This is a genomic window from Exiguobacterium alkaliphilum 12/1 (genome assembly GCF_000714435.1).
GTDB classification, from domain to species: domain Bacteria; phylum Bacillota; class Bacilli; order Exiguobacteriales; family Exiguobacteriaceae; genus Exiguobacterium; species Exiguobacterium alkaliphilum.
In genome coordinates, this window is sequence record NZ_JJMW01000015.1 from 78,349 (window position 1) to 96,607 (window position 18,259).

The window sequence follows — 18,259 nt, forward strand, 5'->3', positions numbered from 1 at the left end:
CGCGGAATCTCCGTCCCTTCTCGATATGAGAAGGGGCGTTTTTTTATGTCAATCGAAGGAGTGGGACAAATGGAATTATTGAATGATTTAGCATTTCGAGGACTCGTCAACCAAATGACGGATGAAGCAGGATTGAAAGAACAGTTGAAGAAGCCGACGACGCTTTACACGGGATTTGACCCGACAGCGGATTCGCTCCATATCGGGCACTTGTTGCCGATTTTGACGCTCAGACGTTTTCAAGAGGCGGGACATCAAGTCATCGCCCTCGTCGGTGGAGCGACGGGGATGATCGGCGACCCGTCTGGACGCTCGGACGAACGGTCACTGAACACGCTCGACACGGTCAAAGAATTCTCGGACCGTATTAAGGATCAATTGAGCCGTTTCCTCCCATTAGAAGGAGAGAACCCGATCACGATTCGCAACAACTACGAATGGACGGCTGAACTGTCCATCATCGACTTCCTGCGCGATATCGGAAAGCATTTCCCGATCAGCTACATGCTCGCGAAAGACTCGGTCGACTCGCGTTTAGAGAATGGAATCTCGTACACGGAATTCTCGTACATGTTATTGCAATCGTTCGACTTTTTGAAGTTATACGAAACAGAGAACTGCCGCCTTCAAGTCGGTGGGAGCGACCAGTGGGGGAACATCACAGCTGGGCTCGAACTCATCCGCCGTTTCGGTCATCAAGAAAAGGCGTTCGGTCTCACCGTGCCGCTCGTCACGAAGTCGGACGGTCAAAAGTTCGGGAAGACGGCTGGCGGTGCGGTCTGGCTCGATGCTGACAAGACGACACCGTACGAGTTCTACCAGTTTTGGATTAACGTCGATGACGCCGACGTCATCAAGTTCATCAAATACTTCACGTTCATGACGCACGAAGAGATTGATGCGCTCGCGGAAGAAGTTGCAGCTGCTCCGGAGAAACGTGCTGCCCAGCGCCGTCTCGCCGAAGAGATGACGAAGCTCGTCCACGGGGAAGCCGGTCTTGAACAGGCTGAGCGAATCACGAACGCATTCTTCAGCGGAGACCTCGCGTCACTGAAACCGGAAGACATGGACGCGGCGTTCAAAGGGATGCCGCAGTACGAACTCGATGGTGAGCGTAACCTCGTCGACCTTCTCGTTGAGGCGGGGATCGTCCAATCGAAACGTCAGGCACGGGAAGACGTGCAAAACGGTGCCATCTATTTGAACGGCGAGCGTGAACAAGCGCTCGATAAGACGGTGACACGTGCCGATACGCTCGGTGAGTTCACGATTATCCGTCGTGGGAAGAAAAAATATTTCGTGATCCGTCACGTCTAATGCAACCGTCCATTCTCGTCTGATTACGAGAATGGACGGTTTTTTGTGTTTCGAACGAACGCGGGTCTGATACGATAGAAGAAAGCGAGGAGGGTGAAAGATGGAAATTGAAGAGTTTTTTGGCGAACAGTTTCAGCAATGGCGAGAGCGATTCCGCTACTATGAGATGGCGATCACAGAGCTTGAAAGTGACCTTGGGATTATCGACCTCGACTGGCAAACACGACTCGGATACTCACCGATCGAACACGTTAAGACACGGATGAAGACGCTTCCGTCTATCGTCCGGAAGATGAAGCAAAAAGAATTGCCGCTCGAAGTGGATGCCCTCTGGGACAACGTCCATGACGTCGCTGGTGTTCGCATCGTCACGAGTTTTCGGGACGATATTTATGCGATTTTAGAGCATTTAAGGAAGCGAGATGATTTACAAATCGATGAAGTGAAAGACTATATCAAACATCCGAAACCGAGTGGGTATCGGAGCCTTCACCTGATCGTCCGGACGAAAGTATATTTGGCCGAACGAATCATCTGGGTACCGGCCGAGATTCAAATCCGGACATTGGCGATGGATTTTTGGGCGGCGACGGAACATAAGCTTCAATATAAATATCAGCATCAAGTTCCTGAGTCGTCACGAGCGGAACTGACCGAGGCGGCGAACATGGCGGATGCGCTCGATACCCAGATGGGCCGGATTCGTGAACAGATTTTAAAGAAATGAAAAATCCCCTTTCCTGCCGAGGCGGGAAAGGGGATAAAAGCATTAACGTGAGTAGTACTCGACGATCAATTGCTCTTTGATTTGGTCGTTGAGCTCAGCGCGCTCAGGAAGACGTACGTACGTACCTTCGAGCTTTTCAGCGTCGAACGTGACGAAGTCTTTTGTAGCTGGTGCTACTTCGAGCGCTTCAGCGATCGCTTTGAAGTTTTTAGACTTCTCACGAACTGAGATGACTTGACCTGGTTTTACACGGTAAGACGCGATGTCTACACGTGAACCGTCAACTTGGATGTGACCGTGGTTGACGAGTTGGCGCGCGCCGCGACGTGTGCGAGCGAGGCCCATACGGTAAACGAGGTTGTCAAGGCGTGACTCGAGCAAGAACATGAAGTTCTCACCGTGGATACCTTGCATTTTCCCTGCATCGTTGAAGATGCGACGGAATTGCTTCTCGTTGATTCCGTACATATGACGGAGTGCTTGCTTCGCTTGAAGCTGAAGACCGTATTCAGAGATTTTACGACGACCATTGCCGTGTTGGCCTGGTGCGTAAGGACGTTTTGCTAATTCTTTACCCGTTTCGCTAAGCGAGATGCCTAAGCGACGCGAGAGTTTCCAAGCTGGACCTGTGTAACGAGCCATGTTTGGACTCCTCCTTGTTGTTCATGTATTTTGCACAAAAGAACAACGGTGTCAAAGACGGGTGACGCCCCTTTCAAGGTTCAAGCACCTTCACTTGATAGCGAAGCTACGAGATGCTCCTCCGACAACGTCGAGGCCCGAAAGGTGGATACGTCTGTCGATGACTGCTATCGTCATTTCATGCACAAAAAATAGTATACGATGAATAAAACAGCTTGTCAATCAGATGAAGCGAAGTAATGTCTGGCAAAATTGTTCGAGGCCATGACGGTCGATTTCTGAGAAACGATCGAACTCGGGGCTGTCGATATCGAGCACGCCGATCGTCTCGCCGTCGCGAACGAGCGGGACGACGATCTCTGAGTTCGATGCGGCGTCACAGGCGATATGCCCTGGGAACTTGTGGACGTCCGCCACGAGTTGCGTTTCTTGCGTTGAAGCGGCTGTCCCGCATACGCCTTTCCCAAATGCGATATGGACGCAAGCTGGGAGACCTTGGAATGGGCCGAGGATGAGCGCGTCGTCACCGTTCTTCATATAGAAGCCGACCCAGTTGATCCGATCTAGAAATTGGTTAAGGAGCGCGCTCGCGTTGGCGAGGTTCGCGACTTCGTTCGTTTCGCCTTCTAACAGTGCAGCGAGTTGTTTGTTCAGCAGTTCATAGCCGGCGGCCAAGTCGCCAGAGTAAGCAGTCGTTTGAAACATATGATTCCCTCCTATATGAATACAAGCTCAGATATGCATCATCGTACACGCATTTTTTCAATTTGTCTTCCGAAACGTTTTTATGAGCGCGCAACATTCTCACGTCAAACCATTGGAAAACCTATGCAAATCCACTGTTGTATAATATGATTAAGTATATCTATACTTATAAAATACATCATTTTCTTCTTTACGATACATAAGTCCATGAAAGCGGCTTGGAGGTTGTGACAAAGATGGATTACGGATTATACGGGATTTTAATTGGAATCATCGTCATCGCGCTAGGGGCCATGCTCGCTAGTATGCTCATTCGAAGAAAGTATTACCAAAAAATTGATGATTTGGATATTCGCAAACAAAGTATTCTCAGTGCGAGTATCCCGGCCGAGCTTCAAAAGTTCAAGCAGTGGCCGATGGAAGGCGAGACAAAAGAGAAGTTCGATCGCTGGCATCAGTCGTGGGACGAGCTCGTCAGCGTCCATACCGGCCAAATCGATGAATCGCTTTATCGGTCGGAAGAAGATCTCGATAAGTACCGCTTCTTGAAAGTGAAATCGGACTTGGACGCGACGGAACAGTTGATTGAAGAACTCGAGTCGATGGTGCACGCCATGCTCGACGAGATGGATGAGTTCAATCAACACCATTCGTCGCTTCTCGACATCGTCAAAAAAGACGAGAAAGAGCTGTACCAGCTAAGAAAGACGCTCGTCTCACAAAACAATGCGTTCGGACCGACGTATCACCTCGTCGAAGCCGAGATTGCAGCAGCCGAGGCGAAGCGTAACGAGATGATGACGCTCAAACAAGTTGGGCAAGTGTCAGAGGCGTTCTTGGCGGGACAAGACTTGTCGGCGAAAGTGACGCACATTCGTGAACTCGTCGGTGTCATCCCGCAGTTCGTTCGGACCGTTCAAGTCGACTTACGACAGCAACTCAACCAGCTCCGTTCGGGCCACAAAGAGATGCAGATGGACGGATACGCCCTTGAACCGCTCGGTTTAATGGAAGAAATCGAACAGGCGGAAGACCGACGTCAAGCGCTTATGGAACGCATCGAACGACTCGAGTTCGACCATTTCGAGACGGACATGCAACAATTGAGCTCGGATATCGATCAACTGTTCGAAGCGTTCCGCACCGAGGTCGACGCGCGCCAATACGTGAAAAAAGAGTTCGCGACCGTCCGTGAACGTGATGAGAAGACAACAGAACTCATGACGCGATTGAACGAAGAGATGTCTCGCCTAATCAGTAACTATGAGATTAACGCCCGGGTCGGCGAAGAGTTCGAGCAGCTCGAGCGGGAACGGACGACGCTCTCGGCGAACGTCCATGACATCGAGCAAGCGCTCAGCGCCCAAATGCTTCCGTTCAGCCTCGTTAAATCGAAAGTGCAGGAAGCGAAACGGTCACTCGATCAATTCGCGGCCATGCATGAACGGTTTATCGACAACACGAACTCGCTCCGAAAAGAAGAACTCGAAGTGCGCAACAAGCTCGAAGGCTGGAAACGTGAACTGTCCGCCCATCGTCGTCTTCTCGCCAAGAGCGCGATGCCGGTCGTGCCGAACGATTTGATGAACGACATGCGCCAACTGCAAAAGAGTGTCCAGTCGCTCGATGAGCAGTTCGAGAAGGCGCCTTTCAACATGACGTACATCGTCGGCTTGAGCCACGACATCGAAGAGACGATGGACAACTTCCGGGACCGGGTCAAGGCGCTTCTTCGTCAAGTCACGTACGCCGAACAGCTGTTACAGTATGCGAACCGCTATCGCCGTCGTGACAACGAGGTGCACATCGCCTTGACGCTCGCTGAGAACAAGTTCTTGCACGGGGAGTATGGGACGGCCGTCGAAATCGGCGAGCGCGTACTCGGCCGTTTCGATGAAGCGGCGCCGCGTCAGATTCGTCAACGTGTCGAAAAGGGAATCGAGCACCAAGAATTGCTTCGAAAATAATCTATGCATGAAGATTGACGTAAACGGGAATTAACGTAGACGTCAATCTTTTTTGAATCGAGGAGGAGTTATGTGATGGGAACGTTATGGGTGAACGGAAAGATTTATACGTTGAATAAAGAAGGCGAGATGAGTCGGGCGATGTATGTCGAACATGGCCGCATCCTGAAGATGGGGGAAGAAGGGCAGCTGCGCCGTACATATGCGGGGCGTATTCAGGACATCGTCAATCTTGAAGGAAAGAGCGTCTATCCGGCGTTCACAGACTCACATATCCATTTAATCGGATACGGGGAAGCGCTCGATCGGGTCGATGCGACGGAGACGACCGATTTGAACGCGTTGCTTGAGACGATGAAACAAAAAGCGAGCGGGGATGATTGGATCGTCGCGGAAGGGTTCAACGATCGGCTGCTCGGCGAGATGCCGACGCGCGAGATGATCGATGCGGTCATCCCGGACCGTCCCGTCGTCTTGAAACGGGTGTGCCGCCACGTGGCCGTCGTCAACTCGAAAGGACTCGAGCGGCTCGGCTTGATTCATCATACGGTCATCGAGGGCGGAAAGCTCGGGCGCGATGCGGAAGGGAAGCTGAACGGGGTGCTCTATGACGCAGCGCTCGACTTGTTGCACCGCGAACTCGGTGGCAACAAAGAGAAGAACGTCGCCTCGATTCGACGGGCCGTCGACGCCTTGTTCAGTCACGGCATCGTCGGTGCCCATACCGAGGACTTATTCTATCACGGTGACCCGCTCGAGACGATTCAGGCGTATGAAGACGTGCTCGGTGACGTCCCATTTCACGCACATCTGCTCGTCCATGAACAAATCGTCGACCGTGTGCTTCAACACGATGCGCTCTACAAGCGACCGCGCTTTGACTTCGGGGCGATGAAACTGTTCGTCGACGGCTCGTTCGGCGGCCGGACGGCGCTCTTGTCCGAACCGTATACGGACGACCCGGTCCAACGTGGCATCGAAGTGCATCGGCCGGACCATCTCGAGGCGCTCGTGAAAAAAGCCCGGTCCTACGGGATGAACGTGGCGGCCCACGTGATCGGTGACGCAGCAGCTGAACAGTTCATCGGCTTGCTTGAGAAATATCCGGCCAAACGGGGGACGCGCGATCGTATCATTCACGCGTCGCTCCTCGATGACGCACTGTTGAAGCGCATCTCGGCGTTGCCGGTCTTGATTGATGCGCAGCCGGTCTTCCTGTCCGACGACATGGAACTACTCTTCGACCGCCTCGGCAACGAACGCGTCGACAACGCCTATCGCTTCAAATCGATGGTGGCAACGGGGGCGTTGTTCCTCGGTGGGAGCGACGCCCCGATTTCGGACGTCGACGTTCGAAAGGGGCTTTACGCCGCTGTCACCCGCCAGTCATTCGCCGGCTCGAGCACGCTCGCGCCGAACGAGCGTCTGTCGATGTATGAGGCGCTCCGGAGCTTCACGTACTCGCCACGCGTCGCCACGAACACGCACGGACGTGACGGCTTGCTCATCCAAAGCTATAATGCGACGTTCACCGTGTGGGAGGAAGACTTCTTTGACCTTCGGGGGATGGACATCTTGAACAACCGTCTCGTCATGACCGTCGTCGAAGGGACGCCGGTATATGAAGCGGACGTCATCACGACGTAACAAGAAAGAGCCTCCGCGTAGGAGGCTCTTTCTTTAGGGATTAGAAGAATGAACGTTGAACTTTATGCCAGAACGAGTTGTTGCGGAGCTTCACTGTCTTGACGACCTTGTCCGACAGTTCGATGTCGATGCGGTCGGTATACTTCAGGCTGAGCGCTTCATTGTCCATGCCGATAATCGGATAGTCGTTGCCGTCCTCGATGATGCGGAGCGACAGTTTGCGTGACTCGTGGACGATGAACGAAGAACCGAGCGTCCGGTAACGGTTGTTGTTGACCGAGGCAATCTCGCTCACTTGCATGCATGGGATGAGCGGGTCGACGACGGCGCCTGTAAGCGATTTGTTGTAAGCCGTCGAACCGGTCGGTGTCGAGACGACCATTCCATCTCCACGGAACGTCTCGAAATGAAGATCGTCGATGTATACCTCGATTGCGAGCGATTTGATGATACTCGATTTGATTGACGCCTCGTTCAGACAGAGAAGCGGTGTCGATTCGTTGATGGAAGCCGAAAGGAGCGGATATTTGCGCACTTCGAGCCCGGCCTCGATGCGGGCCGTGTTGTCCGAGAACAAGCGGTCGACTTCATCGAGTTTATGTATGTCGAAATCACAATAAAACTCGTTCAAGCCGCGGCCGAAGCCGACGTAAATCGCATCTTGGCGGAACCCGGTATAGCGGACGGCCTGGAGAAACGCGCCATCTCCCCCGATGGCGACGATGATGTTGGCATCCTCAGGGCGTTCGACGACGTTAAAGCCGTGCTTTTCCCCGATTTCCCGTAGTTTTTTCACTTCTTTTGTGAAATCGTTGACGTTTCGGTGATACAAATACACGTTGTTTCTCATTTGAGTCATCCCCTTTGTCGTATGTGTCTTCCCTATTATACCGTGTTTTGTTAATTGGATATAGGGAAAAACTGAAACAGCGTCGAAGCAGGATGCTTGTCATGACGCGTGTGCCATCGATATGATGGGGACGTACAATTCCGCTAAAAGGGGATGGAACAATGCCAACATTTAAAGGGAACAACGTAACGCTTCAAGGGAATCCAGTGAAAGTAGGCGACCAAGCGCCTGACTTCACGGCACTGACGACTTCATTAGACGAAGTGACACTCGCGGCCTATCCGGGGAAAAAGCTGATTAGCGTCATCCCGTCAATCGACACAGGTGTGTGCGATGCGCAGACGCGTGCGTTCAATGAGAAGGCGTCATCGCTTGGCGGAACGGTACTTACCGTCTCGAACGACTTGCCGTTCGCACAGCGTCGCTGGTGCTCGGCAGCGGGAATTGATAACGTCGTCACGCTTTCGGATCATCGTGATCTCTCCTTTGCAAAATCGTTCGGTGTCTTGATCGAGGAACTTCGTCTTTTGGCCCGTTCTGTCTTTGTCGTCGATTCAAACGGCACGGTCCAATACGTGCAGTATATGGACGAGATGACGGACGAAGTTGACTTCGATTCAGCGCTCGCAGCGTTCGCGGCAGCAAACTGATTCGCTTGGCGAATTCTCCGGAATCGTCTACACTAATAGAAGTGAAACGACCGGCTCTCAGTTAGAGAGCCGGTTTTGTATGGAAAGGATGAACGAAGATGGAACGATTCGAACAACTGTACCGAGATTGGAAACAAGATGTGAAAAAATTGGTGGCTGACCTAGATGTCTTACCGCTCGAAGCGTTGATTGAAGTGCTAGAGCGCGTCGACGTGGCGTCAGAGGACATGGATGATGTACGGAAGGCGGTCAGCCTGCTCGTCCTCGAGGAGACGACGACGCTCCCCCCGAACCATCAGCCGACGCCGGATGCGGTCAGTCTGTTTATCGGGTATTTGGCGACGAAGCTCGTCGAGGACAAGGCGACGCTACTCGAGCTCGGCAGCGGCACGGGCACGCTCGTCCATGCCGTGTTGTCGCAATTGAACGAGGCGACGGCACAGGCCGTCGAAGTCGATGAGACGATGCTCCGCTTGTCTTATGCCATCAGTAACCTGCTCGAGAAGCCGGTTTCCTATTTCCATCAAGACGCGCTCGAGCCGCTGTTCGTTGAACCAGCAAACTTGACGCTCGTCGACTTACCAATCGGCTATTATCCGAATGATGAGGTGGCGAAGACGTACGATCTGCACCGGACCGACGGCCACGCGTACGCTCACTTTCTGATGATGGAACAGGCGATGCGGCATACGGTTCCGGGTGGTCACGGCCTTTTCGTCATCCCGAACAATTTGTTTGAACAAGATGACGAAGGGAAATTAAAACAGTGGATGGACCGAGAGGCCGTCGTCAAAGGCGTGCTTCAGTTGCCTACGACGATGTTTAAAGACGAGCGGTATGCGAAGAGTTTGCTCCTGCTTCAAAAGCTCGGAGAAGGCGTCAAACGACCGAAACAAGCGCTCCTCGTCGAACTGCCATCGTTCACGGACGTCCGCGCTGTCGCCAATATCGTGAAACAGATTGATGATTGGTTTAAAACAACATAATTTTATTAGGCAAAAGACTTGAAAAACATATGTCATATCAAGTATCTTCATTATGATACAGTTATCGGTTTTCAAAAGAACAGATAAAGATACCCGTTTAAATCGAAAGGTAAGAGGTGTATGACATGACAAAAATTATGGCAGTCAACGCAGGTAGTTCGTCATTGAAGTTCCAACTTCTCGAAATGCCGTCTGAACACATGCTCGCGGTCGGTCTCGTCGAGCGCGTCGGGAAAGACGATGCAATCTTCACAATCAAATACGGCGAAGGACAGAAGTTCAACGTCGTGACACCGCTTCACACGCACAAAGAAGCGGTCGAGCTCGCGCTCGAAAAATTGATTGATCTCGGAATCATCGCATCGTTCGATGAAATCGCAGGGGTCGGGCACCGTGTCCTTCACGGAAAAGAGTTGTACGCAGATTCGGTCGTCATCGACGATGAAGTCATGAAGAATATCGAATCGTTCGTTGAACTCGGACCGCTCCATATCCCACCGAACTTGACAGGGATTCGTGCATTCCAGACGATTTTGCCGAACGTCCCGCAAGTCGCGGTGTTCGATACGGCGTTCCACCAATCGATGCCGGAAGAGAACTTCTTGTACAGCCTCCCGTACGAGTATTACACGGAGCACGGTGTCCGGAAATACGGTTTCCACGGGACGAGCCACAAGTACGTGACGCAACGTGCGGCCGAGCTTCTCGGACGTCCGCTCGAAGACTTGCGCCTCATCTCGTGCCACCTCGGCAGCGGTGCGTCAATCGCAGCGGTAGCCGGTGGTCGTTCAATCGATACGACGATGGGCTTCACACCACTCGAAGGAATCACGATGGGAACGCGCTCGGGATCGCTTGACCCGGCCCTCATCCCGTTCCTCATGCAGAAGACGGGCAAGTCAGCTGAAGACGTCTTGAACGTCATGAACAAAGAGTCGGGCGTTTACGGTCTCTCGGGAATCTCGAGTGACTTGCGTGACATCGAGCAGGCGGCAGCTGAAGGCAACCATCGTGCCGAAGTGTCACTCAAAATCTTCTCGAACCGCATCCACGGCTATATCGGACAATACGCGGCAGAGATGAACGGTGTAGACGCCATCATCTTCACAGCCGGCGTCGGGGAAAACTCGGACGTCATCCGTGAGCGTATCCTCCGTGGCCTCGAGTTCATGGGCGTTTACTGGGACCCATCACTCAACAACGGTGCACGCGGCAAAGAGTTGTTTATTAACTATCCGCATTCACCAGTCAAAGTCATCATCATCCCGACGAATGAAGAGTTGGTCATCGCGCGCGACACGGTCCGCATCGCGAACCTCGTCGAGACACACGCCTAATCAATCGTAACGTAAGGCCATCTTGTTCACATGGAACAAGATGGCCTTTTTTAGTGCTGTGGACCTAATTCGCGCAAATTCTCGATAGGAGAATGGTCAGCTTAGTGATCCTCGTTTGTAACAATCAGGACGAAAAAACGAAACTTTGTAACGCTCACGTCATAATAAAGCCATTAAATGTAAATTAATATTACGAAAGTTCATTCCTCGATGTAATAACGTCATCATTCTTTAAAAACAAGAACTTTTGTAACATAACCGTAACTTTCATGTCACTCAAATGAAGTTTAGTTGTAAACGCACATCGACTAGATTCGTCATATAGTTATCTGGACGAAACATACTCGTCTTGACTCATCGGATTACTGTACGCGTATCGAACACCTTAGAACATGACAACATGAACAACGACAAACAAACCGACTAGGAAAGGACGAACCACATGCTAAAAAAAATTGGAACGGTCTTATTACTGACGGTCATGACATTCGCCATGCTATTACCACAACAACAAGTCGAGGCAGCTTCTAAAACGTATGTCCAAAGCCAAGTGAACGGGTTGAACGTTCGGGCGGCGGCGCACGTGGAAGGGAAAGTACTCGGGAAGATCAATAAAGGGCACCAGTTGGAGCGCACCGGTTCGAAGGGCGCTTGGATTCGCGTCAACTATAAAGGGAAGACGGCCTGGATCGCCACGAAATACTTACGCACGGTCAAACCGGTCGCCAAGTCGAGCGTGAAAACGTATACGATGAACGCATCGGCCTACACGCCTTACTGCAAAGGCTGCTCGGGCAAGACGGCACTCGGCTGGAACGTTCGCACGCAAAAACATAACGTCGTCGCGGTCGACCCGCGCGTCATCCCGCTCGGTTCGAAAGTACAAGTGTACGTCGGCGGGAAGTTGATGGGGACTTACACGGCGGCAGACACGGGTGGCGCGATTAAAGGGAACAAAATCGATATCTTGATGTACTCGCAAAGTGCAGCGCTCAAGTTTGGGCGCAAGACGGTCACCGTCAAAGTGTTATAAATAAAAAAGAGATCAGCGCCGGTGCGGTTCGCCGGCGCTGATCTCTTTTTTATTGACGGACGATGAGGACGTCGCACTTGGCATAGCGGACGATGCTCTCGGAGACGCTACCGATGAAGAAGCGCTCGACGGCGTTCAAACCAGTCGCGCCACAGATGATGAGGTCGATTTCATTGTTCGGTGCAATCTTCTTGGCGATCGTCACTTTCGGGGAGCCGTACTCGATGACGGTCTCGACTTCTTTGACGCCCCGCTCACGGGCACGGTTGACGTAGTCATCGAGCAACTCTTTCGCATACGTCTCGGCGCGCTCGGTGATTGTCCGGTCATACGCCTCGACCGTGGCGAACGTCCGCGTATCGATGACGTGACCGATATACAGCTTCCCATCGTTACGAAGCGCGACGTCGATAGCTGTTTCGAATGCACGTTCCGCCTCTTTCGAGCCGTCGACGGCAGAGAGGATATGTTTGTAGACAATTGCCATGTAAATCCCAACCTTTCGCTTGAAATGTACGTGCGGCTTACATGTATAGTATACCACTTCTATAAAAATTCACGCCCGCTTCTGGCGAGATTGTGTGAAAATTTCACAACTTTCTTCGCGAGCAGGTTGAAGTTTGGAAATGGGGCGCGGGAACGGGTAAGATGTTACAGAGGAGGGATGACGATGAAACACGTGGTCATCACGGCCGGGGCCAAAGGGATCGGCCGGGTTGTGACAGAACGGTTGTTAGAGGAAGGATGGCACGTCAGCGTGCTACAACGGAGTCCGATTGATTGGGCGCACGAACGGCTACATATGATTGAAGCGCCGCTCACGGACCGAGAAGCGGTGCTTGACGGTTTCGAGCAGGCGGTGGCGCGGTTCGGTGAGCCGGATGCGCTCATCTTGAATGCAGGGCCCTACATCTTCGACCGCAAATGTCTCATCGACTTATCGGACGAAGAGTGGGACGAGGTCATCACTGGGAACTTGTCGGCCTCGTTTTGGCTCATGCGGCGGGCCATCCCCGCAATGCGCGCGAAACGGTTCGGGCGCATCATCACGTACGGCTTTCCGGAAAGCGCGACGGCCCCGGGCTGGCTGCATCGCTCCGCCTTCGCCGCAGCGAAGACCGGTCTCGTCAGTTTGACGAAGTCGGTGGCGCTCGAAGAGGCGGCCCATGGAATCACGGCGAATATGATCAACCCGGGGAACATCGTCGGGGCGCAAAAAGAAATGCGGATTGACGCAGCCGAGGCCGACGACCAGACACCGGTCGGTCGGCACGGGACAGGCGAGGACATCGCCCGGATGATCTTGTTCTTGCTCGCCGAAGAGTCGGACATGGTCACGGGAGCAGTCATCGATGTGACCGGGGGCGTGAACGTCGTCCATCAATACCGGAAGTGAGGGGATTCAGATGAAATTGGCCATCTTGACGGATATCCATGGGAACGTCCAGGCGCTCGATGCCGTCTTCAACCAGTTGGACGCGGCAGGCGTCACGGACGTGTGGAGTCTCGGGGATATGATTGCGATGGGGCCGGACTCGAACGAGGTCATGGCCCGTCTGCTCGACCGCGGCGTCCAGATGATCACGGGGAATCACGATGAGGCCGTGCTGTCGCTCCTTGAAGGGAAAGGCCATCCTGCGAGCTATGCGCATACGCGCCCGCACCACGAGTGGGTCGCCCGGACGTTGCTTCCGGAGTACGCCGATGTTTTATTTCAGTTACCGCGAACGATAGACCGAGTCGTAGGCAACGAGCGGGTTTATGGTATCCATTATCATATTCCTTTGGCGAAGCGAGCGGCGCCGATTGTCGAGGACCCGTTCCATGAGATTCTCGAGGCGACGCTTCCGAACATGCAACAACTGTTCGGCGACTATGAGGCGGACATCATCTGCTTCGGACATCATCACCCGATCCATTCGTTCGAGGACGAGTCGAAGCGCTACCTCAACCCAGGTGCGCTCGGCGTCGCGCGGGACGACTTGGCTCGATACGGCATCCTCTCACTCGATGAGTCCGGGGTCTCGATCGCGCTACAGGCCGTACCGTATGATAAGCGTGCGTTTCTCGAACGGATGGAACGGTTTGATGTGCCACAACGGGACGTCATGTATCGTTTGTTTTATTAAGTCCATAAGAAAAACCAGCCGCGCGGGCTGGTTTTTTTATTTGATCTCTTGAAGTGCTTTCGGATAACTCGTCAACAAGATCGGGCCGCTCTCGGTCATGACGACGTCGTCCTCGATACGGACACCGCCGACGCCTGGAAGGTAGATGCCAGGTTCGACTGTGAACGTCATCCCGGCTTGGGCGGTCATGTCGTTGTTGGCTGCCATCGATGGGAACTCGTGGACTTCGATGCCAATCCCATGGCCCACGCGGTGCGTGAAGTATTCACCGTATCCGGCCGTCGTGATCACTTGACGGGCTGCGATGTCAATCGAGCCGAGCGTCGCGCCGAGGTTCGCCGCGTCGATTGCGGCGAGCTCTGCTTGGAGGACCGTCTCGTATATCTCGCGCTGTTTCGTGCTGGCCTCGCCATATACGACGGTCCGCGTAATGTCGGAGCAGTACCCTTGCCAGACGACACCGAGGTCGAACAAGGCGAAGTCACCTTGCTTCAACCGGTTGTTTCCCGGTACACCGTGCGGGTCGGCGCTGTTCTCGCCGAAGAGGACGAGCGTGTCGAAGGACATCTCACGGACGCCTTGTCTCTTCATCGCATACTCGATTTCGGCAATGACCTCGAGCTCGGTCACGCCTTCAAGGAGGGCGCGAATCCCCGCCTCGATGGCCATGTCGGCGAGTTCGGCGGCGCGCTTCATGACACGGACCTCGTCTTGCGACTTGATCATGCGGAGCGCTTGCAACTCCTCGGTCAAATCGATGATTGAAAGTCCGGCGAAACCGGCCCGGAGTTGTTCGACCCGGTTATATGTCAAATGCTCGCCTTCGATGCCGATGCGCTCTGGGACGATTTGTTGGTCGAGGAACAGTTTGACGACTTTGTCCCACGGGTTCTCATGGTCCATATAGGTGACGATGTCGCCCGTCCAGTCGCTCGCCTCGACAATCCCTTTCTCAAGGGCGGGGCAGACGATGGCCGTCGTCCCGTTCTTCAAGACGAGGATGGCAATGAGCCGTTCGTGGGCCTCGGCGTAGACGCCTGAGAAATAAAAGACGGACGCTTTCGAGGTGATGAACGCGGCGTCCAACCCTTTCGTCGCCAAAGATTGTGCGATTTGGTTCGTTCGTTGGTTCAAGTCGATCCCTTCCTTCTCGTTCAATGATGTTCGAACTCATTATATCGTTTTCAAAATCAGAAAGGAAATGTAACCATTTCATTAGTACAGTTTGAACAAGTTGGACTGATACAGTATACTAAAAGTGACAGAAAATGTATTAAGGGAAGGGACTCGTGACATGACAACAAAACATGAACAGATCATTGCACATATCGAGTCGCTCGATGTGGGAGCCAAGATTTCTGTTCGCCAAATCGCAAAAGAGTTGGCGGTCTCAGAAGGAACGGCTTACCGGGCCATCAAAGAAGCCGAGAACTTGGGATTCGTCTCGACAATCGAACGGGTCGGCACGATTCGCATCAAGCGGAAGCATAAAGAGAACATTGAAAAGCTGACGTTCGCCGAAGTCGTCAACATCGTCGACGGGCAAGTGCTCGGCGGTCGCGACGGTCTTCATAAGACACTCTCGAAATTCGTCATCGGTGCGATGAAGCTCGAGGCGATGATGCGTTATATCGACGTCGATTCGCTCGTCATCATCGGGAACCGGGAGAAAGCACACGAGCTCGTCTTGCAGTCTGGCGGAGCCGTCCTCATCACCGGGGGCTTCGATACGACGGACGAAGTGAAGCGAATGGCCGATAAATACAGCATGCCGGTCATCTCGACGTCGTATGACAGCTTTACGGTGGCGACGATGATCAACCGGGCCATCTACGACCGTTTGATTAAAAAGGAGATTTTACTCGTATCCGATATCGTCATCCCGCTGCACGACACGTTCTACTTGAAGGCGGACGATACGGTGAAGCGTTGGCACGAATTGAACGAGCGGACGAAACATAACCGCTATCCCGTCATCGATGACCAAATGAAAGTCGTCGGGGTCATCACGGCGAAGGACATCATCGATCGGTCTCATGACACGGAGATTGAGAAAGTGATGACGAGAAGCCCGATCACCGTCGGCGTCCAGACGAGCGTGACAAACGCCGCCCATCAGATGGTATGGGAAGGCATCGAGATGTTGCCGGTCGTCGACAACTATGGCCGTCTACTCGGCATCATCAGTCGACAGGATGTGTTAAAAGCGCTCCAGCTCGCCAACCGGCAGCCACAAGTCGGCGAGACGTTCGACAACATGATCACGAACCAGTTGAAAGAAGACCCGACCTCGAACGGGACGGCGTTCACCGTCGAAGTGGCACCGCAGATGACGAGCCATATGGGGACGGCATCGTCAGGCGTGTTGACGACGCTCCTCGTCGAGGGGGCGACGCGAAGCTTGCGTCACATGAAAAAAGGGGATCTCGTCGTCGAGAACATCACCGTCTATTTCATGAAGCCGATTCAAATCGAGAGTCAAATCCGCGTCTCGGCCAACGTGTTCGATCTCGGACGGAAGTTCGGGAAAGTTGACGTCGAGATGACGCAAGGGACGCAACTCGTCGCCAAGGCGCTCGTGACGGCACAATTGATTGACCGCTAATAAAAATGAGCTGATGGATTCATCAGCTCATTTTTATATCATCACGATTGGTGAATCGGTTCATCGGCAGCGAGCGGATAGAGTTTCCGGTAGCGGATGAACCCGACGATGGCATTGCCGACACCGAGAACGAGCATGACGATGCTGACAATCCAGCCGACGGTCGAGTCGAGAATGAACCCGCCAATCATTTGGTTGATCGCGAACAAGGCGAGGAACATGCTGAGCCAAATGAGGGCCTGCGTGTTGAACAATGCTTTTCGATACGGCGTTTTCGTAAGATAGGCACGTCGTTTATAGACGAAGTAAGCGCCGAGGGCAAACAGGATGAGCCCGATCAGAACAAGTTGAGCCAAGTGAAGAAACCCCTTTCAGACAAGTAATCTGTTATCATCATACCATAGAATAACGTTCAAGAAAGCGAGGAATGGCTATGGCACATTGGCCAGAAGCAGCAAGCATCAAACAAGCAATCGAAGAGGCGAAGACGATTTTGATTCACCGCCACGTCCGTCCGGACCCGGATGCCCTTGGCAGTCAGTTGGGGCTAAAACGCATCATCGAACGCGCGTATCCAGAGAAGGACGTGTATGTCGTCGGTGGAATCGTGCGCGATTTAGAGTTTTTAGGGAAGATGGAACACGTCGAACCGGAGATGTACGACGAAGCGCTCGTCCTCGTCCTCGATACGGCCAACCACGAGCGAATTGACGGGCCACATGCGCTCAAAGGGAAGAGGGTCGTCAAAATCGACCATCACCCGGATGAAGATCCGTACGCGACACAACAGATCGTCGACACGTCGGTCAGTTCGACGTCTGAGATGATTGCTGAGCTCGCAGAGGCGTGGGGGCTCGCGCTCGACGAAGAATCAGCCTTCCTCTTGTTTGCCGGCATCGTCGGGGACACGGGGCGTTTCCAGTTCCGTAACGCGACGCCACGGACGTTCGAAGTGGCGGCGAAGCTGTTATCGTTCGGCATTGACACGGGCCGGCTATATCGTCAAATGTATAAGACCGATTTGGCGACGTTGCAACTTCAAGGTTATGTCTTACAAAACGTCCACGTGACGGACGCGGGGGTCGGCTATGTGAAAATCGATGCGGATGTGCTCCGGACGTTTCATGCGACGCCCGAGGCGGCGTCACAACTCGTCAACAGCTTCTCGGGGCTCGAAGGCTTAAAGTGTTGGGTCATGTTCGTCGAGAACAAGGATGAGATTCGCGTCCGCATCCGTTCGAAAGGCCCGGTCATCAACGAGGTGGCGAAGCGGTATCGTGGCGGCGGGCATCAAATGGCCGCCGGAGCGACGATTGACAAGTGGGAAGAGATGGAGGACGTCATTGCGGCGCTTGACGAGGTGGCGCATCCGTATACGTTCGAAAATGAAGAGAGCTGACCGCGGTCAGCTCTCTTCATTTTGTCTCGTCTGCTTTTGGGATGAACCACGTGCCGCGATCGGTCACGTCCTCGACGACATCGAGTTGATATTCGATGATGTACTTGCGGAGCCGTTCGATGATCTCCGGGCTGTCGGCGAACACGGTCTGTCCATTTTGCAAATCTGCCAGTTTATCGCGCGCGATTTGTCCCCGATTAATAATCATACGCTTTTACCCCCTTTTACGATGACTTTTGTCTATAATTATTGTATCAGAGAAGTG

At 53.2% G+C, this 18,259-nt stretch carries 19 protein-coding genes and 1 other annotated feature (1 of these 20 cut by a window edge); of the genes, 12 read left to right on the top strand and 7 right to left on the bottom strand.

From position 1 onward, the window contains the following. Nucleotides 1-21: a binding site (T-box leader), on the top strand; it begins 177 nt to the left of the window's first position. Nucleotides 22-69: 48 nt separating this feature from the next. Together tyrS and RT52_RS01880 are read left to right on the top strand one after the other, a co-directional pair. Continuing rightward, complete coding sequence (gene tyrS, locus RT52_RS01875; protein ID WP_034814740.1) at nucleotides 70-1,317, top strand: tyrosine--tRNA ligase; 1,248 nt, start codon at nucleotides 70-72, stop codon at nucleotides 1,315-1,317. Nucleotides 1,318-1,417: 100 nt separating this feature from the next. Next, on the top strand, nucleotides 1,418-2,044 hold the full coding sequence (locus RT52_RS01880) for a GTP pyrophosphokinase (RefSeq protein ID WP_034814742.1): 627 nt from the start codon (nucleotides 1,418-1,420) through the stop codon (nucleotides 2,042-2,044). Nucleotides 2,045-2,086: 42 nt separating this feature from the next. On the opposite strand, the gene rpsD is transcribed toward RT52_RS01880, so the two are convergent. Beyond that, on the bottom strand, nucleotides 2,087-2,686 hold the full coding sequence (gene rpsD / locus RT52_RS01885; protein ID WP_034814744.1) for a 30S ribosomal protein S4: 600 nt from the start codon (nucleotides 2,684-2,686) through the stop codon (nucleotides 2,087-2,089). 222 nt (nucleotides 2,687-2,908) lie between these two features. Beyond that, nucleotides 2,909-3,391: a GAF domain-containing protein gene (locus tag RT52_RS01890; protein ID WP_034814746.1), complete on the bottom strand. Its 483-nt coding sequence runs from the start codon at nucleotides 3,389-3,391 to the stop codon at nucleotides 2,909-2,911. 236 nt (nucleotides 3,392-3,627) lie between these two features. Here RT52_RS01890 and ezrA point away from each other — a divergent pair, with 236 nt between their 5' ends. After that, nucleotides 3,628-5,358: a septation ring formation regulator EzrA gene (gene ezrA, locus RT52_RS01895; RefSeq protein ID WP_034814748.1), complete on the top strand. Its 1,731-nt coding sequence runs from the start codon at nucleotides 3,628-3,630 to the stop codon at nucleotides 5,356-5,358. A gap of 75 nt (nucleotides 5,359-5,433) precedes the next feature. Next, entirely contained in the window at nucleotides 5,434-7,005 is a 1,572-nt protein-coding gene (locus tag RT52_RS01900) for an amidohydrolase (RefSeq protein WP_034814750.1), read from the top strand. A gap of 40 nt (nucleotides 7,006-7,045) precedes the next feature. Here RT52_RS01900 and RT52_RS01905 read toward each other — a convergent pair whose 3' ends face one another. Then, a complete protein-coding gene (locus tag RT52_RS01905) occupies nucleotides 7,046-7,864 on the bottom strand; it encodes an NAD kinase (protein WP_034814752.1) in 819 nt (272 codons plus the stop codon). Between the two features lie 152 nt (nucleotides 7,865-8,016). Here RT52_RS01905 and tpx point away from each other — a divergent pair, with 152 nt between their 5' ends. The 4 genes from tpx to RT52_RS01925 all read left to right on the top strand — a co-directional run bounded on the left by tpx (nucleotide 8,017) and on the right by RT52_RS01925 (nucleotide 11,861). Then, nucleotides 8,017-8,505 (top strand): thiol peroxidase, encoded by a 489-nt coding sequence (gene tpx, locus RT52_RS01910; RefSeq protein ID WP_034814753.1) that lies wholly within the window; start codon nucleotides 8,017-8,019, stop codon nucleotides 8,503-8,505. A gap of 98 nt (nucleotides 8,506-8,603) precedes the next feature. Continuing rightward, nucleotides 8,604-9,491 (top strand): class I SAM-dependent methyltransferase, encoded by an 888-nt coding sequence (locus RT52_RS01915; RefSeq protein WP_034814755.1) that lies wholly within the window; start codon nucleotides 8,604-8,606, stop codon nucleotides 9,489-9,491. A gap of 125 nt (nucleotides 9,492-9,616) precedes the next feature. Then, nucleotides 9,617-10,828, top strand: a complete 1,212-nt coding sequence (locus RT52_RS01920; protein WP_034814757.1) for an acetate kinase — start codon at nucleotides 9,617-9,619, stop codon at nucleotides 10,826-10,828. Nucleotides 10,829-11,270: 442 nt separating this feature from the next. Beyond that, entirely contained in the window at nucleotides 11,271-11,861 is a 591-nt protein-coding gene (locus RT52_RS01925) for a 3D domain-containing protein (protein ID WP_034814759.1), read from the top strand. Nucleotides 11,862-11,910: 49 nt separating this feature from the next. Here RT52_RS01925 and RT52_RS01930 read toward each other — a convergent pair whose 3' ends face one another. Next, on the bottom strand, nucleotides 11,911-12,348 hold the full coding sequence (locus RT52_RS01930) for a universal stress protein (protein ID WP_034814761.1): 438 nt from the start codon (nucleotides 12,346-12,348) through the stop codon (nucleotides 11,911-11,913). A gap of 183 nt (nucleotides 12,349-12,531) precedes the next feature. On the opposite strand from RT52_RS01930, the gene RT52_RS01935 reads away from it, so the two are divergent. Then, nucleotides 12,532-13,257, top strand: coding sequence for an SDR family oxidoreductase (locus tag RT52_RS01935; protein ID WP_034814763.1), 726 nt, complete (start codon nucleotides 12,532-12,534; stop codon nucleotides 13,255-13,257). Between the two features lie 10 nt (nucleotides 13,258-13,267). Further along, complete coding sequence (locus RT52_RS01940; RefSeq protein WP_034814765.1) at nucleotides 13,268-13,990, top strand: metallophosphoesterase family protein; 723 nt, start codon at nucleotides 13,268-13,270, stop codon at nucleotides 13,988-13,990. Nucleotides 13,991-14,026: 36 nt separating this feature from the next. Here RT52_RS01940 and RT52_RS01945 read toward each other — a convergent pair whose 3' ends face one another. Next, nucleotides 14,027-15,124 carry a M24 family metallopeptidase gene (locus RT52_RS01945; protein ID WP_034814879.1) on the bottom strand — a complete coding sequence of 366 codons (1,098 nt, stop codon included), beginning with the start codon at nucleotides 15,122-15,124 and terminating at the stop codon, nucleotides 14,027-14,029. A 160-nt stretch (nucleotides 15,125-15,284) separates the two neighbouring features. On the opposite strand from RT52_RS01945, the gene RT52_RS01950 reads away from it, so the two are divergent. After that, nucleotides 15,285-16,595, top strand: a complete 1,311-nt coding sequence (locus tag RT52_RS01950) for a DRTGG domain-containing protein (protein ID WP_034809290.1) — start codon at nucleotides 15,285-15,287, stop codon at nucleotides 16,593-16,595. Between the two features lie 41 nt (nucleotides 16,596-16,636). Here the strand turns inward: RT52_RS01950 and RT52_RS01955 are convergent, their stop codons facing one another. Continuing rightward, complete coding sequence (locus RT52_RS01955) at nucleotides 16,637-16,951, bottom strand: YtpI family protein (RefSeq protein ID WP_034809293.1); 315 nt, start codon at nucleotides 16,949-16,951, stop codon at nucleotides 16,637-16,639. 77 nt (nucleotides 16,952-17,028) lie between these two features. Here RT52_RS01955 and RT52_RS01960 point away from each other — a divergent pair, with 77 nt between their 5' ends. Then, the gene (locus RT52_RS01960; RefSeq protein WP_051690242.1) at nucleotides 17,029-17,994 is read left to right on the top strand and encodes a DHH family phosphoesterase; all 966 of its coding nucleotides are present in this window, start codon (nucleotides 17,029-17,031) and stop codon (nucleotides 17,992-17,994) included. Nucleotides 17,995-18,010: 16 nt separating this feature from the next. On the opposite strand, the gene RT52_RS01965 is transcribed toward RT52_RS01960, so the two are convergent. Continuing rightward, a complete protein-coding gene (locus RT52_RS01965) occupies nucleotides 18,011-18,202 on the bottom strand; it encodes a YtzJ family protein (protein ID WP_034814767.1) in 192 nt (63 codons plus the stop codon). Between the last annotated feature and the right edge of the window lie 57 nt (nucleotides 18,203-18,259).

Coding starts and splice junctions, on each gene's coding strand:
- tyrS (WP_034814740.1), top strand. CDS start 70: ATGGAATTATTGAATGATTTAGCATTTCGAGGACTCGTCAACCAAATG.
- RT52_RS01880 (WP_034814742.1), top strand. CDS start 1,418: ATGGAAATTGAAGAGTTTTTTGGCGAACAGTTTCAGCAATGGCGAGAG.
- rpsD (WP_034814744.1), bottom strand. CDS start 2,686: ATGGCTCGTTACACAGGTCCAGCTTGGAAACTCTCGCGTCGCTTAGGC.
- RT52_RS01890 (WP_034814746.1), bottom strand. CDS start 3,391: ATGTTTCAAACGACTGCTTACTCTGGCGACTTGGCCGCCGGCTATGAA.
- ezrA (WP_034814748.1), top strand. CDS start 3,628: ATGGATTACGGATTATACGGGATTTTAATTGGAATCATCGTCATCGCG.
- RT52_RS01900 (WP_034814750.1), top strand. CDS start 5,434: ATGGGAACGTTATGGGTGAACGGAAAGATTTATACGTTGAATAAAGAA.
- RT52_RS01905 (WP_034814752.1), bottom strand. CDS start 7,864: ATGACTCAAATGAGAAACAACGTGTATTTGTATCACCGAAACGTCAAC.
- tpx (WP_034814753.1), top strand. CDS start 8,017: ATGCCAACATTTAAAGGGAACAACGTAACGCTTCAAGGGAATCCAGTG.
- RT52_RS01915 (WP_034814755.1), top strand. CDS start 8,604: ATGGAACGATTCGAACAACTGTACCGAGATTGGAAACAAGATGTGAAA.
- RT52_RS01920 (WP_034814757.1), top strand. CDS start 9,617: ATGACAAAAATTATGGCAGTCAACGCAGGTAGTTCGTCATTGAAGTTC.
- RT52_RS01925 (WP_034814759.1), top strand. CDS start 11,271: ATGCTAAAAAAAATTGGAACGGTCTTATTACTGACGGTCATGACATTC.
- RT52_RS01930 (WP_034814761.1), bottom strand. CDS start 12,348: ATGGCAATTGTCTACAAACATATCCTCTCTGCCGTCGACGGCTCGAAA.
- RT52_RS01935 (WP_034814763.1), top strand. CDS start 12,532: ATGAAACACGTGGTCATCACGGCCGGGGCCAAAGGGATCGGCCGGGTT.
- RT52_RS01940 (WP_034814765.1), top strand. CDS start 13,268: ATGAAATTGGCCATCTTGACGGATATCCATGGGAACGTCCAGGCGCTC.
- RT52_RS01950 (WP_034809290.1), top strand. CDS start 15,285: ATGACAACAAAACATGAACAGATCATTGCACATATCGAGTCGCTCGAT.
- RT52_RS01960 (WP_051690242.1), top strand. CDS start 17,029: ATGGCACATTGGCCAGAAGCAGCAAGCATCAAACAAGCAATCGAAGAG.
- RT52_RS01965 (WP_034814767.1), bottom strand. CDS start 18,202: ATGATTATTAATCGGGGACAAATCGCGCGCGATAAACTGGCAGATTTG.